The sequence below is a fragment of the Corynebacterium guaraldiae genome (assembly GCF_053480195.1).
In genome coordinates this window covers 31,154-46,837 of record NZ_JBRBAU010000001.1, presented here as the reverse complement: position 1 = coordinate 46,837, position 15,684 = coordinate 31,154, and the positions used below count along the sequence as shown (strand labels likewise).

Genomic DNA, 15,684 nt, shown 5'->3' with positions numbered 1-15,684 from the left:
CTTTTAGACAGCTCCCTGCTGGCATCCCGCGTCCGGCCACTCCACCTGTGCGGTTTCTAGTTGCCTGACTAGTCGGGTGAGCATCTGCTGGGCTTCGCCGTAATCACCGGATGGTGCTGCGGCAAAAATTGCCACCGCCACCGTGTGCCCACCCAGCGTGATAAGCCCCATCTGACGGGCCTCATAGGAACCGTCCTCGGCAGGCCCCCAGCCGCCCTTCACCACTGCCCCGTCGAGGGTGCGAAGGCCATACTGTTGTGCCGGATCATCATCACCCATGGCCGCGAGGATGGGATCTGCGCCTTCCTGGCATCCCAGTGCGGCGACGAATGTCGCTTGCTCCGACACCGGCCACTGCGTTTGGCCGAAGGCGCTAAACCCTGGGCGCGGTGGCGTGGCGGGAACGGTGGCTGTTCCGATGATTTTCTGGGTAGCTTGTGCCGCCTGTGCTCCCCCGCCGAGGGCTTCCCAGAGAGAATCGGCCGCAGCGTTATCGGAAAAAGTAATTGCCCGAGACACAGCGTCCGGATCCGCTACCCCGGCGCGTTCGGCGGCGATGGCCAGGGGGACTTTCGCCGTGGACCATGCGGGCCGCGGGTCGGTGATGCCGGCAGCCGCGACGGTCTGTGACCCAGCCACCGCGATTCCGGTTCCCGGGTTGTCGGCGGCGATGGCGTCGACGGCTTCCTGAAGGTCGGTGGCCTTAATCACGGATGGTTCCTTGTCGAGGATGGAATCAGGGGCAGGACTTGCGGACGAGCCGGAACCAGAATCAGGAAGGGAAGGCTGCGGGCTGCTTGCTGGAGCACTTGGTTCCGGCTGAGAGACGTCCCCGATGGTGCAGGCGCTAAGCGACGCCACCGCGATCCCCACCAACGCTGCCAGTGCCGCAGGCCGGCGCCGCGGGCGTTCATGCGTGCGGTCTGGGCGTGTTCTGAGTTTCATCGTTGATCGCCTACGCATTAGAGGATGTATACAACCGCGTTATTGCCGCCAGCGCAGGTCACGTACTCGCCGTTATCGGAACAATCCATGGTGTAGAACTGCTTGGTCCACGGACTAAAAGCCCTAATCGTGGCGTCGAACTCGTGGGTGTCCACGTAGTGTTTGACGTATTCATCGCGCACGGAGTTGGCGAACGGCTCCGTCGTCACCTCAGTGCCGCGATAGACACTGTTGAAGTTGCCGCCGGGCTCGTTGTTACGCGCGGCGTCGTTCGCCGGGATCGCGCCCGCGGGCAGGTCAGGGTGCTCGGGGCGCTTCTGCGCCTTGGAGGTCGTCGTAGCCTGCTCTGAAGTCTTTTCAGGCTCTTCCGCAGCTGAAGTTCTATCTTGTGGCCCCTCATTCTGCTCGGTGAGTTGGGCAGAGGTCTGGGGCGATTCAGCCTGGGATCCTGAGTCAGCGTGTTTAAAGAAAATGAGGTAGGCCAACGCGGCAATAACGAGGATTACTGCCAGGATCAACACGCCGATGAGCACAAGCTTTCCGGAATTAGAGGAACCATGGTTTCCGGCATCGTCCTGTGCATAGGAATTCGCATAGGCAGCCGGCTGCTGATCGTACTGGCCAAATCCGTCCTGCGGCGCCGCCTGGGGCTGGAACTGTTGCGTGGGGAATTGCTGCTGCTGAGGATACTGGCCCTGGGATCCGGAGGGTGCAAAAGGATTTGAGTAGTTGCGCTCACCCGATGGCGAGTAGCTCGGATTATTGCCCATGTTTTGGGGGTATTGCTGGGGCTGTACCGGGCGCTGTTGTGTTGGCGGGGCTTCAAAATCCGCGGTTTCCGGGTGGGTTTCTTGATGAGAAGGCTGCGGCTGGCTGCCGTTTCCCTGCTGGGGATGCGCGCCGAATCCATGATTGCGATCTGAATCAGTCACCGAAGCCTCCGTAGATCGTGACGTTTGCAAATGCCAATAGGCGTTTTCTATCTGTCCTATTTTTGCACAGTCACAATTCTCTGCGCAGCGTTTACGTTTTTACTCGCGCTTTGCACAGTGTGTACTCTGCTGTGCTGCCAGCACTTCCTGCCCCACTGGGGAGTATTCCCACGAGCTTCCATTGAAGTCCCCACGGACGGTGCTCGAGGGTTTAGATTGTTAGAGGTATCTCGATGCTCTAACTTCCTGTGCACGGAAAGGTTGCTGATCTCCCGCCATGTCATTTCCTACTGGTCCTTCGGGCACCCCTCCACGCAACTCCGGTTCCTCCGGCTTCGGTTCACCTGCTCCCGGGTTTGGCCGCCCGGGCCATCCCGGCGGCACGAATGGTCCGAGCGGCGGATTCGGAAGCACTCCCCCGTTCGGTGGGCACCCCGCTAGCCCCGCCCCGCAGCCGTTCAGTGGTGGCGCGCCAACACCCCCAAATCCACCCCAGCCCAACTCTTATGCCGCTCCTACCCCGCCGAAAGGCACAGGGCGCTTCAGCGGCGCCATCGCGGCGCTGATTGCTTTGCTCCTCATCCTGGCTGTCGTCCTTGGCATCGGCGCGTGGTTTATCTGGGGCCGCGAATCATCCGATACGGAGCAGACTGGTACAAGCTCCGAGCCAACCTCGACGGCCGCGCTTGCGACCACGCCTATGACCATCACGGGCGCTTAAGAAACTGAGATCACAACTGCCCTAGCCGCCAAATCTAGCGCTTCCGCGTCGAATTACGCGGCTAGATTCGTCAGCTAGGGCAGTTGAAGTTTGCTGGAACGCTTTGGTTCAGGCTCTAGTGGAAGAAGTGGCGGGTTCCGGTGAGGTACATGGTCACGCCAGCCTTCTTAGCGGCCCCGATGACTTCTTCATCGCGAATGGAACCGCCCGGCTGAACCACGGCCTTGACACCGGCATCGAGGAGAACCTCGAGACCATCCGCAAACGGGAAGAAGGCGTCCGATGCAGCGAAGGAACCTTCGGTGCGGTTGGTGCCGTCGGCCAGCGTGTTGGCGCGCTCAACCGCGAGCTTGGCGGAGTCGACGCGATTGACCTGGCCCATGCCCACGCCCACGGTGGCATTGTCCTTAGCCAACAGGATGGCGTTGGACTTCACCGCACGCACGGCGCGCCAAGCAAACTCGAGCTGCGCTAGATCGGATTCGTTCAGGGCCTCGCCCGCAGCCAGCGTCCAGTTGGCCGGGTTATCGCCCTCCGCCTGGTAGGTATCCGGCTCTTGGGTGAGCACGCCACCGGAAATGTACTTGCGCTCCACCTGCGGAGCCTCGTACTCAGCTTGCAGCACACGGAGGTTCTTCTTGGCCTTAAGAACCTCGATGGCGCCCTCCTCGTAGGACGGGGCCACGATGACCTCGGTGAAGATCTCCTTGACCTGCTCCGCCATCTCCACGGTGACCTCGCGGTTCACAGCGATGACGCCGCCGAATGCGGACATCGGGTCGCAGGCATGGGCCGCGCGGTGAGCAGCCGCGATGGACTCGTCAGACACCGCGATGCCGCACGGGTTCGCATGCTTGATGATTGCCACGCACGGGCGCTCATGATCCCAGGCGGCGCGCCACGCGGCGTCGGCATCCTGGTAGTTGTTGTAGCTCATTTCCTTGCCGTTGAACTGCTTCGCATTGGCCAAACCAGTGGTGCCGATGCGGGTCACGGTCGCGGACTGGTGCGAGTTCTCGCCGTAGCGCAGCGGGGTGGTCTCCTCGCCCTCGCTGAGCTGATCGACGAACCACGCAGACACCGCGGCGTCGTAATCAGCGGTGTGCAGGAAGGCATCGCGGGCTAGGCCGCGGCGCTGGTCCAGCGTGAAGCCACCGTTGGCCACGGCGTCTGCGACCTCGCCATAGCGCGCAGGGTCTACAACCACAGCAACGGAGGGGTGGTTCTTGGCGGCCGCGCGCACCATGGACGGGCCGCCGATATCGATCTGCTCCACGCAGCCATCAAAGTCGGCTCCGGAGGCCACCGTCTCACGGAAGGGGTACAGGTTCACCACGACGAGCTGGAAGGGCTCTACCTCAAGCTCCTGGAGCTGGTTGAGGTGATCCTCTTTGCGTGTATCCGCCAGGATTCCCGCATGCACGCGCGGGTGCAGCGTTTTCACACGGCCTTCAAGGCACTCCGGGAAGCCGGTGAGCTTCTCGACGGGCGTGACGTCAATGCCCAAGTCTGCGATCTTTTTCGCGGTGGAACCGGTGGAAACAATCTCCACGCCAGCGTTATCGAGGGACCGGGCGAGGTCTTCCAGACCGGTCTTGTCATAAACGCTAATCAGCGCGCGCTTGATGTTCTTACGATCTTCGCTCATGGTACGGGGACTTAAGCCTTCCTTGCGGTAATGAATTAATTAGAGCTGAATGCTGAGTGCTTCGCCCTCCACGCGCGCCGCGCGGAGAACGCTAACGATAAGTTCTCTTTCGACCACTTTGATGCGCTCGTGCAAGCTGGCCTCATCATCCTCTGCCAGAATCCGGACGGGTTCCTGGGCAATGATGGAGCCGGTATCGACGCCGGCATCAACGAAATGGACGGTCGAGCCTGTGACCTTGGCACCATAAGCCAGCGCATCGCGTACGCCATGCGCGCCTTTGAAAGCAGGCAAGAGCGCTGGATGGGTATTAATGGTGCGACCTTCGAAGCGATCCAGGAAATCTTTGCCCAAGATCTTCATAAAGCCTGCAGAAACAACAACGTCTGGCTGCGCAGCATCCACTGCGGCAACCAGACGTTGGTTCCATTCGGCGCGGTCAGCGCCCATCTCTACGACTTCGGTGGCAATTCCCGCCGCCCTCGCGCGCTCAATGCCCTGGCAAGGCACGTCCGCGATGACTTTCACGACGCTGTAATGCTCATCCTGGCCATCGACGATGGCCTGCAATAGCGAGCCAGTTCCGGAAACCAGAACAACAACGTTGAGGTGGGCAATAGCAGCGGGCTGATGCGGTGTAGTCACGCGCTACAGCCTAGCCGCTACCGCCGTGAACCGCGGAATTTTTACTCTTTTGTGGGGCCTTCAGCTTCTTGGTGTTCCTCTGCGTCTGTGTCGAGCTTCCCCGTGGCTTCAGCGGTCTCATCGGTTTCAGCCTCGGTTTCGGCACTTTCTACGTCCACGACTTCTGCGTCAATTACGTCGGTTTCGGTCTGGCTTTCGGCCTGTTCCTCAACTGGTGCCTCAGCTTGCTCCTTAGTCTGGCCCTCTTGCTCGTCCTCTATTTCGTCCTCAGCGTCGGCCTCGGCTTCGCTTTCTTCGTCGGGGTTGGATTCCTCCGCGTCAGTCTCTGCTTCTTCCGCTTCGGCAGCGGTGGCGTCGCCAAGCACTGCAGAATCCTGCTCCGGCTGAGCAGTGTCGGTGGAGTCTGTCGTTGCCTCCTCGGCGGCCGCGGGGGCTTCTGCCTCAGCAGCCGGGACGGTAGCGCGGCGAGCGCGCCATGCGGACACCGCCTGAGACGTCGCAAATGCACACCCCACGACGAGGCACCACAGGGAGCTCAAGCCCACCGCAGTCCAGAGTTCGGGCCCGGTGTAGCCGTACACGCCTAGCGCGCCGGACACGGCGTAGTACGCCACGAGAGAGGACACAGCAACAGTGATGGTTGCAACAAGCGCTACGTGGAAAGACACCAGCGCTCGGCGACGATAAAACGCCGCCACCGCAGCGAGTACTGGAACAACCAAGAAAACCGCGAACCACGAGCTGATTGAAGGAGGAACAGCTGCGGCCAACGGCAGCGGCGGGAGTGGAACTACGTGGCCGCTGAACAGACTCACGCTGGTGCCTTCCCCAATGTGCAGCTCCGAACCGCTCAGCACCGCCCCCGCAGCAACAGCGGCATTCGGGAGATACAGAATACTTAGCAGGAAAAGCCCCACGGTCCCCATCGCTGTGAGAACCGGATAGCTAGCGAGCATCTCAGCCTGGCGCGACCAGCCACACCCCCACATAATCACAACGAGAACCAGCCCTGCGGCGCCAAGGTAGCCAAGGTAGCTCAGGCCGATTTGAGCGGCGTCGACAAATACGCGGGGAACCCCGCTGCGCTTAGCCAAGGCCTTCCACAAGCGCGGGCCCATGCCTCCGATGAGAGCAGCAGCATGCAGAAGGAGCATGCGGGGCACAACGCGATACAACTCCGGAGGAGAGACGTCATAAACCTTTCCGGCATCCCAGAGCATCAGCCACGCGATAATGGTCAGAACCACCGGCACCGCCAGCACACAACAGCTCAGGACAAGCAAGTCATTAATACTCACCTTGTCCTTAACCGCCGCTCGAACGCGGCGGCCTACTAACCAGGCCAAGAACGCGGCCGGAAGAACAGGTAGGACACCGATATCAATCCCGCCAGCCCGGATTGGAGCCAGATTAAACACCATCCACGCCTCCCCCACGATGGTGTTCAGCCACGCAAAGGGAGAGCTGGTAAGAAGGAGCGCGGCGATAGCGACCACGAAGATGCCCAGAACCACGACGAGGTGCGGGACACCGACGACGATAAGCATGCGGCGAATACGCCCGCGCAGCGTCGTCGGGGCCTGCGCGCGACGAGCGCGAGCCTTATCCGATTCAATTCCCTTGATGCGCTCTGCAGGAGCCCGGCGATCTCGCCGGTAGCCTCGCTCAGAGTGCTCGGCGCTATCACCGCGACCACGCACATGCGCGCGGGGGCGAGCTGACGTCCTGGACTGGGGACTCGTGTTCTTATTCATCGGCGTCCACTTTGCCACGCGCGCCTCCCCCACCGGGGGTGGCACGTCGATATCCGATCCGATTGATCCGATACACCCCCGAATCAACAACTCTGCGGGACTCCTTTACTTGCGTCCTCTGCGCTGACTGCCCGGTTCCCTGACCATAGCTTCACTTCATTCACAGGAAACAGCTGTCGTATCATGACATAGAAATCTTTCGGCATATTCAGAAGAAAAACTGCAATCCGGGTTGCTCTGTGCCCGTCGAGACGCTACTGTTACATCTCGTTGGTAACAGGAAGGTCACAATCGGATAACCAACCAGATTTAGACGTAACGATTATTTTGGTTGGACGATAGTGAATTAAGACGGAAGAAGAGTTCATGCGAAGCAAGACTCAGCGAAGCGCAGGTCGCCACCGCAAAATCACCACCTCGCAGACCGCGAAGGGGCGTCTGGCGGTTATGACCATCGCGGCTGGTGCCGTGTCTACCGCAGGCGTTGGCGGTGCGGCAGCAGGCACCATTCAATCCGCCGGCACCGGCGAGACCAAGGCGCAGTCCATCGATTACACCTTGCAGGCAGACACCGATCCGCTCAAGGACGCACAGGCCGCCGTTGAGGACGCAGCACCGCAGATCCTCTCCATCGCGGAAACCAAGCCGGTCGCTGACCTGTCCACGCAGCTGGATAAGGCCATTCAGGCCGCTGATGCCCGCGCCGCCGCCGATGAGGCAAACCGCGCGCCTTCCGTAGCCCGCCCGGCAGAAGGTACCTTCACCTCGGGCTTCGGCCCCCGCTGGGGCTCCTTCCACTCCGGCATCGACATCGCTAATGCCGTGGGCACCCCGATCCTTTCCGTTATGGATGGAACCGTCATCGATTCCGGCCCGGCTTCCGGCTACGGCCAGTGGATCCGCATCAAGCACGATGACGGCTCCATGAGCGTTTACGGCCACATGCAGACCCTTGACGTCGCTGTTGGCGAGCGCGTCCACGCTGGCCAGAAGATCGCCGGCATGGGTTCTCTCGGCTTCTCTACTGGCTCCCACCTGCACTTCGAAATTCACCCCACCGGTGAAGGTGCCGTGGACCCGGTTCCGTGGCTCGCAGAGCGCGGCATCGACGTCGCTTAAAACTCACGCGACCAAACCTTCCAACACCACGTAGGCGGCATAGAGCGAATCTGCTCTATGCCGTCTTTTGCGTATTTCACCCCACTCACCGATGGTCAGGCGCGTAGGGTCGCGCGCCACCTCGCGGGACACCGGGCGGGGGTAAACACCACTCTCCGTTCCGGAACCTCTTGCCAAGCCGATAGTTACCCGGTAACTTACCGGGTATGCACCTAACTAATCCTCCCCTTGTCCTCCGCGCAGGAGGTGACCATGTCCGTCAAACACTCCGTTCTCGCGCTGCTCAGTGATCAACCTTCCACAGCCAGCCACATCAAGACCCGCTTTGCGGAGACCTTCGACAACCTCTGGCCGCTCAACATGGGCCAAGTAGCCCAAACCTTAAGCCGCCTAGAGCGCGATGGGCTCATAACCACCGACGGCGAGCTCACCGGCCCCACTGGGCGCCGCGCCACCAGCTACGCCATCACCCCTGACGGGCGCGCAGAGCTCTCGCAATGGTGGAAGTCCACCTTGCACAGTGACGCCATCGAGCGCGATGAGCTCGTGCTCAAAGTGTCCCTTGCCGCTCGGCGCTCCGACGTCGACGTTATCGCCGTCCTTGACGCCCAGCGTTTCGCCACCGTTCGCCAGCTCCGCGAACTCAACCGCCGAGCCTCGGAATTGCCCGCGGAGCGCAGCGCCCAGCGCTTGGCCGTGGAGCGCCAAATCTTCGACTTGGAATCTCTCTCACGTTGGCTCGACCGCGTGGAATCTCTGACCAACCCGACCACCCCCACCGCCGCCGAGGAGGAACCGCGATGACCCCCGACTCCGTGCCCACCACCCAGCACATTCCTTTCCCGCTCGAACTCGAAAACATCACCTGTATCTTCGGCAGCGGCGCTCGCCAGGTCACCGCGCTGGATTCCGTCAACCTGCAGCTACAACCGGGCGAGTTGGTAGCCGTCATGGGCCCCTCCGGCTCCGGCAAATCCACCCTGCTCAACGTCGCAGGACTGTTGCAACCGCCGACATCGGGACGCGTGCTTCTCGACGGCGCCGATGCCTCCCAGCTCTCCAAAGCCAAGGCCGCAATTGCCCGACGCCGCCACTTGGGCCTCGTGTTTCAGCACTTCAACCTGGTTTCTTCCCTGACCGTTGGTGAAAACGTTTCCCTTCCCCTTGAACTCGATGGCCTATCGCCTGCGCAGTGCCGTGAGGCAGCAGAGGAAGCGCTGAGCGAGGTCGGCCTCGACGGCACCATTGACCGCTTCCCCGAGGAAATCTCCGGTGGTCAGGCCCAGCGCGTGGCGATTGCCCGCGCGCTCATTGGACCGCGCAAAGTTCTGCTCGCGGATGAGCCCACCGGTGCCTTGGATACCTCGACGGGCGAGGAGATCATGAAGGTTCTACGCGCGCGTATCGACGCCGGTGCTTCCGGCATTCTGGTCACCCACGAGCCGCGTTTCGCGGGCTGGGCCGACCGCGTCGTTATGGTTCGCGACGGGCGCCTCACCGGCGAGGAGGTGCGCTAATATGTCCGGCATTAATGCCGCTACCCGCCCGACGAGGCGTGATCTCAAGCTTCATCCATGGCGCACTCTGGCCGCCGTGATGCTCATTGCCTTGCCGGTGGCCCTAGTCATCGGAATTGCGCTCTTTGATAATTCCTCCGGACGGCTCTCCGCAGCCTTGAGCTCGCCCGATCGGTCCCTTCAGGTGAGCAACGAGCGTCAGGACATTGCCAACGAAGACGTTCCCCGCCTGGCCGCCCAGGTGCTGCCAAAAGGCCTCAGCGTCAGCCCGGTCACCACTTTTTCTAGCACGTCACTTATCCATAATGGGAAGTCAACCAACTCCTGGGTAGATCAGTTCGACACAGAGAATCCGCCGGAACCGGCACAGGAGGCCGTCGATAAGTTCAACCTTGGCCCCAACCAGGCAGTTCTGTCGCGTTCGACCGCACGCAAGATCGACGCCTCCGTCGGAGACGTCATCACCGTGCGCACCAACGCCCTCAGCGGCGATCGCCAAGCCACAGTCGCGGCCATTGCTCCCGAAAACTATGACTTTGTCACCTCCCCCACCCTCAATGACGCTCACGGCGACCCGTCCTTTCAGATACGCACATCCTGGGTCATCGTGGGTGACACGCCGCTGACCAAAGAGGACGCCGACCGCGCCCATGAAGCTGGGCTGGAAATCTGGGCACCGGAGCTGCGAGATACGGACCGACCCGATTCTGAGTCGGATTCCTTTGGTGGAATCCTGAGCAGCATTCTTTTCGTGCTTTTCTTCTTCGGCCTCTACGCCATCGCCGGATTGCTCATCCTTTTCCTTCTCGCGCCCGTCTTCACGCTGGCTACCGGACGCAATACGCGCCTGTACGCGCTGATGTCGAGCCAGGGCGCGCTGCCGCGCCACATCATGTTCGCAGTGATGGCCTATGGCCTGCTGATGGGACTAATCGGCGCCACCATCGGTGTGATCGTTGGCCTCACGGTCTCGTGGGTGTGGTGGACAGCCCGCTATCCGGACTTTGCTGCACGCCTGCCCTTCCTAGCGATTGCTCTCGCGTGGCTCGTGGCGGTGGCAGGCTGTGTCATTGTCTCCATCGTTCCCGCATGGTTGGCACAACGTGGTGCCCTCTCCGCTGCAATCCAGGGAGCCGCTCCCGACCGCCTGCTGCGCTTTAGGAAGTGGATGGCCATCGGCCCTGCATTCCTGCTTCTCCTCGTGTTATTCAGCTTCACCCCCTGGGGAGAGTACATCCCCACGGTGCTGGCTCTCTTCGGAGTCATCGCGGTTGCCGCGTCTGCCCCGGCCTTGGTCTTCCTGTGCTCCCTGTTGTCTCGCCGAGGCCCGCTCGCGTTGCGCCTTGCCGGGCGTGGCCTGACCCGGCGCAGCATGCATGCCTTGCCGACATCCATTGCTCTCGTATCGGTCTCCTTCACAGCCTCCCTGTTTGGTGTGGGCGTCATGACCGATAGCGCAAAGAGCGTAGCCGAAGAAGCGCTTGTGATGCCGGAGACCACAGCGCTGATTGAGGAGACAACGTTTGACCAACCAACGCAGGTGTCCACGCCGGAAGAACGCGCAGCGGTAGAGGCCATCCAGCAGGCTACCGGTGCTCGCACACACTCCTTCTATGCTTTCCCCTCGTGGACCACGTCTTTTAGCCTTCCTGACGATGGTGAATTCTATGAGCTCAGCACCGAATTTGACTACCAGTGCGAACAGGTCGATCTCAGCAAACCAGTTGAGAGGGCAGTCTTCGTGGACAACCAAGGGCGGCGCACCGATGAGTCCGAAGAGGCCCGTCAAGAGTGCGCGCACGAATTGATGACGACCTTCCCTTATAGCCCGTTGATCTATCAAAGCAGGATGATCCAAGCTGATTCCTCGCAGCTCGAGCTGTGGCAGTTCGACTCGGAAGAGGATCGACGTGCGGCGGCACAAACATTGGAGGCCGGCGGCATCGTGCTCCCCCACAGCAGCCACGTCGGGGACAAGACACACGGCACGGTAACCGTAAAGACGTATAACCGCGTCGACAGTCAAGAGCCAAGCGGAGCCCACAACGCCGATCTGCCAGTTGTTGAGGCCTTGCCTACCGTGGATCGTGACGTGGTCCTGATTAGCCAGCAGGCCGCTCAAAAGCTGAACATGAAGCCCTTCTACGTAGGCCAGGCCCTGGCGTTGGATGAGGCGCCGAGCGAAGCAGAGCGAGAGGAGCTGCGAGACCTAACAGCGAGCGCTTCGCAGTCGCGATACTCACTGGAGTTCGGTGTCTCCTCCCCCGAGAGCTTCCGCTACTACCTCGGCCTAGGAATGGGAATCATCTGCCTCATCGTGCTCGCGCTCATCATCGCCAATGCGGCTAACACCATGCGCCATGAAAGCACCGTGCTGCAGTCGATTGGCGCGCACCCCTCGCTGATGTCCAAGGTAGCCGCGTGGCAAACCTGGATAGTGGCCACCGCAAGCATGCTCTTCGGAGTGATCGCGGGACACCTTGGCACGTTCCTCTTCACTGATAGGTCCGCCTTCACCTTCTCTGAACCCCCACATGGCCTGCGCCCGCAGGACTACTTCACCCCGGATTGGTGGCAGTTCCTCGCCGTGCTTGTTGTGCCGCTCATAGCCGCCGCTATAGCGGCCGCGGTCAATCGCAGCGATAAGACAGCCCCGCTCACCGCACGGGATCGCAGCGAGTCGCGTTCGTTGACCTAGCCTTCGTGGCCCACCGTTCCCCGACCGAGCCTTCGGCCGGGGAACAACTCTTTTCACACCCCCAACCCCTACCCCCATTCTTTAAACCTTCACTTTACCCCTGTAACAATCTTCACTTCTTTCACACACGTAACACGCTGGGCTGTTCGATAGTTTTTCGAACAATTCCTGTATTTACCTGCATTTTTGCGCATTGCGCAGGGTGATAGCACGGGATAGTTTGTATCTCGTTGCCACGGAAGCTCAGCACACGGCCGAAACCGCACCGGCGTGTCGCAGGCTTCAAGGCGCATCGCGGCTGTTATGGCCGCGCCCTATCGCTCACAGGCTTCCTGCCGCCTTCGTCGGCGGAAGCGAGCCACAGCAGGACTTAAGGACGTGAAGTTATGAAGCGCACGCTCAGCGCACTCGCCGCCGTGGCGGTCACCACCGCTACCGTGACGACCCCAGCGTTCGCCGCCGAACCGGCAGCAAGCGTGGATGTCTCCGACGGGTCCTCCCAGGGCCCTACCGCCGGCGACATCGAAGTCAAGGAAGACTCCAAGGCCGACCTCTTCAAAGCATTCTCCGGGCTAATCGTGTCCACGGCCGGAGCCCTCAACGGGGCCTCCACCCCGGAGATCAACTCCACGCAGGACGGCTTCGATATCGTCCTCGATCCCTCCAGCATTCCTGGTCTCGCCGAGGCCTTCGCCCCGCAGGGCGATCACTCCGGCCTCACTCCTACGCGCGGCCAGGATGCCAACGGTAATACCGTGGTCTTTCCGACCTCCGGAACCTTTACCTCTGGCTTTGGCCCGCGTTGGGGTTCCTTCCACAACGGCATCGACGTGGCGAACCCAATCGGCACGCCTATCTACGCCGTCATGGATGGAGAGGTCATCTCCTCCGGCGCAGCCCAGGGCTTCGGAAACTGGATCCGCATCCAGCACGACGACGGCACCATCACCGTCTACGGTCACATGCCCAGTGATCAGCTCTTGGTTAACGTCGGTGACCATGTCTCGGCCGGCGACCAGATCTCCGTCATCGGCAACGAGGGCCACTCCACCGGCCCACACCTGCACTTCGAGGTGCACCCGGGCGGCGGCGCGGCTGTTGATCCGGTGGATTGGTTCAGCGAGCGCGGCATCCTCATCTAAAGCTTTAAAGCTTTTCCATCGGCACACCGCCGATGAGCATGAGGCGGACCTTGCCCGCTGAGCCGAAGTCCACGGTGACCGTTGCCCGCGCGCCGGTGCCGGAGGCTTCGATGACCGTGCCCAGCCCGTATTTCGCGTGGTTGACACGGTCCCCCACAACTAAATTGAGATGGTTATTCTTCGGCATCGATGTCGCCGGAGCCGGCTTGCGCGAGCGCTGCGAAGGGGAAGACGCAGCGCCCCGCGAGCCATAGCCGCCCCCACGAGAACGGAAGAACCCGCTATCTGAGCCGAAGGTTCGTCCGTATTGGTAGGAATCATCTCCACCCCACGCGCTGGACAGCGAGCTGTCTGGTTCTTCACGGCGCCAGTCGATGAGGTCTTCTGGGACCTCGGCGAGGAAGCGACTGGCCGGATTCGTTACCGGGTTGCCCCAGGACGAACGGAGAATCGCGCGCGTGAGGTAGAGCTGCTCCCTAGCTCGCGTAATGCCCACGTAAGCAAGGCGGCGCTCCTCACTAAGCTCCTTCGGGTCCCCCAGGGAGCGCATGTGTGGGAATTGGCCATCCTCCCAGCCGGTGAGGAAAACGACGGGGAACTCAAGGCCCTTTGCGGTATGCAGTGTCATCAACGTGACCACTCCGGACTCATGATCCGGAATCTGGTCCGCATCCGCCACGAGCGAGACCTTTTCAAGGAAGGCTTGAAGCGAGCCCGGCGCGGCTTCGCCTTCCGATAGCTCCGGGGCCTCCTCTGCGTCTGCACCCAAGAAGGCCATCTCATTGGCCGCCTCAGAGCTGAACTCGCGCGCCACCGATACCAACTCGTTGAGGTTGTCGAGGCGTGCCCCATCCTGCGGGTCATTGGAGTTTTCAAGCTCCGCGCGGTAACCGGTGGCGTCCAGAAGCGCGTTGAGCAACTCCCCCAAATCCGGCTGGCTAGTCACCTCATTGACCATGCCCGGAATCTGCGCGCGCACGCCCTCCATCATCTCGTTGAATTTGGTGACGGCATTGACCGCCCGCGTGCCAAGGCCTACGACCTTTCCTTCCGCCGCATCACGGAGAGCCGCCCCAAAACTAACGCCAAGGTTCTCCGCATGAAGCGCGATCTGCGCCTGCGCCTTGTCACCAATGGCGCGCTTAGGCACGTTGATGATGCGGCGCAGGCTCACGGTGTCATCCGGATTATCCATGATGCGCAGATAAGCCACCACGTCCCGGATCTCGCGACGCTCGTAGAAGCGCGTGCCACCGACCACCTTGTACGGGATGCCCGAGCGCACGAAAATATCCTCCAACGCGCGGGAGGCATTGTTGGTGCGGTACATCACCGCAATATCGGAATATGCCGTGCCTTTATCCGCCAGGGAATCAATTTCTGAGGCGATATACCGCGCCTCGTCGTGCTCGTTATCCGCCACGTATCCAACGATCTTTTCGCCTTGGCCGTGGGCGGTCCACAGATTCTTCTCGCGGCGGCCCTCATTCTTCGCAATCACCGCGTTCGCCGCGTTCAGAATGGTCTGCGTCGAACGGTAGTTTTGCTCAAGCAGAATCGTGTGCGCTTGCGGGTAGTCCCGCTCGAACTCCTGGATATTCCTGATGGTGGCTCCGCGGAAGGCATAGATCGACTGATCAGAATCACCCACCACACAAAGTTCCGGGGCATCCGGCGGCAGCTCGCCCCTGCCCACCAAGGCCGAAACGAGCGCGTACTGCGCATGGTTGGTGTCCTGGTATTCGTCGATAAGCACATGCTTAAAGCGGCGGCGATAAAACTCCACCACCTGCGGGTGCTGGTTAAAGATGCGCACCACTTCCCCGATGAGGTCGTCGAAATCCACCGCGTTCGCGGCGCGCAGGCGGCGCTGATACTCCTCGTACACGCTCGCCACAGTGAGCTCAAAAGGATTCTTCGTCCGCTCTGCCTCCGCCCGGGCCTGCTCCGGCGAAATGAGCTCATTCTTACGGTTCGAGATCTGGTTAGCCAAAACACGCGCAGAGTACTTCTTCAGGTCCAGCTGCATGTCTTTGGCAATCATGGTGAGCAGCCGGCGCGCATCATCGCCGTCATAAATGGTGAAGTTCGTGTTCAACCCCGGCACCAGCTGAGCATTGTTGCGCAGGATGCGCACGCAGATGGAGTGGAAGGTAGACACCCACATCCGCTCAGCCACGGGGCCGACAAGCTGGCCGACGCGTTCCTTCATCTCCGCGGCTGCCTTGTTGGTAAAGGTAATGGCGAGGATCTGCCACGGAGCGACCCCGCGCTCGCGCATGAGATACGCAATGCGACGGGTCAACACCGCGGTCTTCCCCGAGCCCGCGCCGGCCACGATGAGCAACGGCGAGCCCGAATGCGTCACGGCCTCCTCCTGTTGCGGGTTTAAACCTTCCAGCAGAGGATCATTTCCCTGGCTGGAAGGAGCATCCGCGTTGTGCGCGGACGCGGGAAACAGGCCACCGGCGGAGGTGTCGGCGGAAGGATCAGACGAAGAACGAGGCCTAAACGGAGAAGTGTTGTTCATAATGCTCTCCAACCTACTAGCACCACCGGACAT

12 protein-coding genes are annotated in these 15,684 nt (G+C 61.3%); 6 read left to right on the top strand and 6 right to left on the bottom strand.

What is annotated here, in order from left to right; translation table 11 throughout:
- Nucleotides 1-3: 3 nt before the first annotated feature.
- Entirely contained in the window at nucleotides 4-945 is a 942-nt protein-coding gene (locus tag ACUY3D_RS00200) for a serine hydrolase (protein WP_232748470.1), read from the bottom strand.
- 17 nt (nucleotides 946-962) lie between these two features.
- Nucleotides 963-1,877 carry a hypothetical protein gene (locus tag ACUY3D_RS00195; RefSeq protein ID WP_070531644.1) on the bottom strand — a complete coding sequence of 305 codons (915 nt, stop codon included), beginning with the start codon at nucleotides 1,875-1,877 and terminating at the stop codon, nucleotides 963-965.
- 277 nt (nucleotides 1,878-2,154) lie between these two features.
- On the opposite strand from ACUY3D_RS00195, the gene ACUY3D_RS00190 reads away from it, so the two are divergent.
- Nucleotides 2,155-2,598, top strand: coding sequence for a hypothetical protein (locus ACUY3D_RS00190; protein WP_246818431.1), 444 nt, complete (start codon nucleotides 2,155-2,157; stop codon nucleotides 2,596-2,598).
- A gap of 115 nt (nucleotides 2,599-2,713) precedes the next feature.
- Here the strand turns inward: ACUY3D_RS00190 and purH are convergent, their stop codons facing one another.
- Genes purH through ACUY3D_RS00175 form a run of 3 tightly spaced genes read right to left on the bottom strand, consistent with a single transcriptional unit; the run spans nucleotide 2,714 to nucleotide 6,663 of the window.
- A complete protein-coding gene (gene purH / locus ACUY3D_RS00185; RefSeq protein ID WP_070565713.1) occupies nucleotides 2,714-4,246 on the bottom strand; it encodes a bifunctional phosphoribosylaminoimidazolecarboxamide formyltransferase/IMP cyclohydrolase in 1,533 nt (510 codons plus the stop codon).
- 39 nt (nucleotides 4,247-4,285) lie between these two features.
- Nucleotides 4,286-4,891 (bottom strand): phosphoribosylglycinamide formyltransferase, encoded by a 606-nt coding sequence (purN, locus tag ACUY3D_RS00180; RefSeq protein WP_070531639.1) that lies wholly within the window; start codon nucleotides 4,889-4,891, stop codon nucleotides 4,286-4,288.
- Nucleotides 4,892-4,932: 41 nt separating this feature from the next.
- Nucleotides 4,933-6,663, bottom strand: a complete 1,731-nt coding sequence (locus tag ACUY3D_RS00175) for a cell division protein PerM (protein WP_070565711.1) — start codon at nucleotides 6,661-6,663, stop codon at nucleotides 4,933-4,935.
- A gap of 348 nt (nucleotides 6,664-7,011) precedes the next feature.
- Between ACUY3D_RS00175 and ACUY3D_RS00170 the strand changes: the two genes are divergently transcribed.
- The 5 genes from ACUY3D_RS00170 (at nucleotide 7,012) to ACUY3D_RS00150 (ending at nucleotide 13,121) form a co-directional block, all read left to right on the top strand.
- Complete coding sequence (locus ACUY3D_RS00170) at nucleotides 7,012-7,764, top strand: M23 family metallopeptidase (RefSeq protein WP_070520676.1); 753 nt, start codon at nucleotides 7,012-7,014, stop codon at nucleotides 7,762-7,764.
- A gap of 252 nt (nucleotides 7,765-8,016) precedes the next feature.
- Nucleotides 8,017-8,568: a PadR family transcriptional regulator gene (locus ACUY3D_RS00165; protein ID WP_158011580.1), complete on the top strand. Its 552-nt coding sequence runs from the start codon at nucleotides 8,017-8,019 to the stop codon at nucleotides 8,566-8,568.
- Nucleotides 8,565-9,281 carry an ABC transporter ATP-binding protein gene (locus tag ACUY3D_RS00160; RefSeq protein ID WP_070520666.1) on the top strand — a complete coding sequence of 239 codons (717 nt, stop codon included), beginning with the start codon at nucleotides 8,565-8,567 and terminating at the stop codon, nucleotides 9,279-9,281. Before ACUY3D_RS00165 ends, ACUY3D_RS00160 begins: the two co-directional genes overlap by 4 nt.
- A 1-nt stretch (nucleotide 9,282) precedes the next feature.
- The gene (locus tag ACUY3D_RS00155; protein WP_070565709.1) at nucleotides 9,283-11,979 is read left to right on the top strand and encodes an FtsX-like permease family protein; all 2,697 of its coding nucleotides are present in this window, start codon (nucleotides 9,283-9,285) and stop codon (nucleotides 11,977-11,979) included.
- A gap of 386 nt (nucleotides 11,980-12,365) precedes the next feature.
- Nucleotides 12,366-13,121: a M23 family metallopeptidase gene (locus ACUY3D_RS00150; RefSeq protein WP_070565707.1), complete on the top strand. Its 756-nt coding sequence runs from the start codon at nucleotides 12,366-12,368 to the stop codon at nucleotides 13,119-13,121.
- A gap of 4 nt (nucleotides 13,122-13,125) precedes the next feature.
- On the opposite strand, the gene pcrA is transcribed toward ACUY3D_RS00150, so the two are convergent.
- The gene (gene pcrA / locus ACUY3D_RS00145) at nucleotides 13,126-15,651 is read right to left on the bottom strand and encodes a DNA helicase PcrA (RefSeq protein ID WP_448240103.1); all 2,526 of its coding nucleotides are present in this window, start codon (nucleotides 15,649-15,651) and stop codon (nucleotides 13,126-13,128) included.
- Nucleotides 15,652-15,684 lie beyond the last annotated feature (33 nt).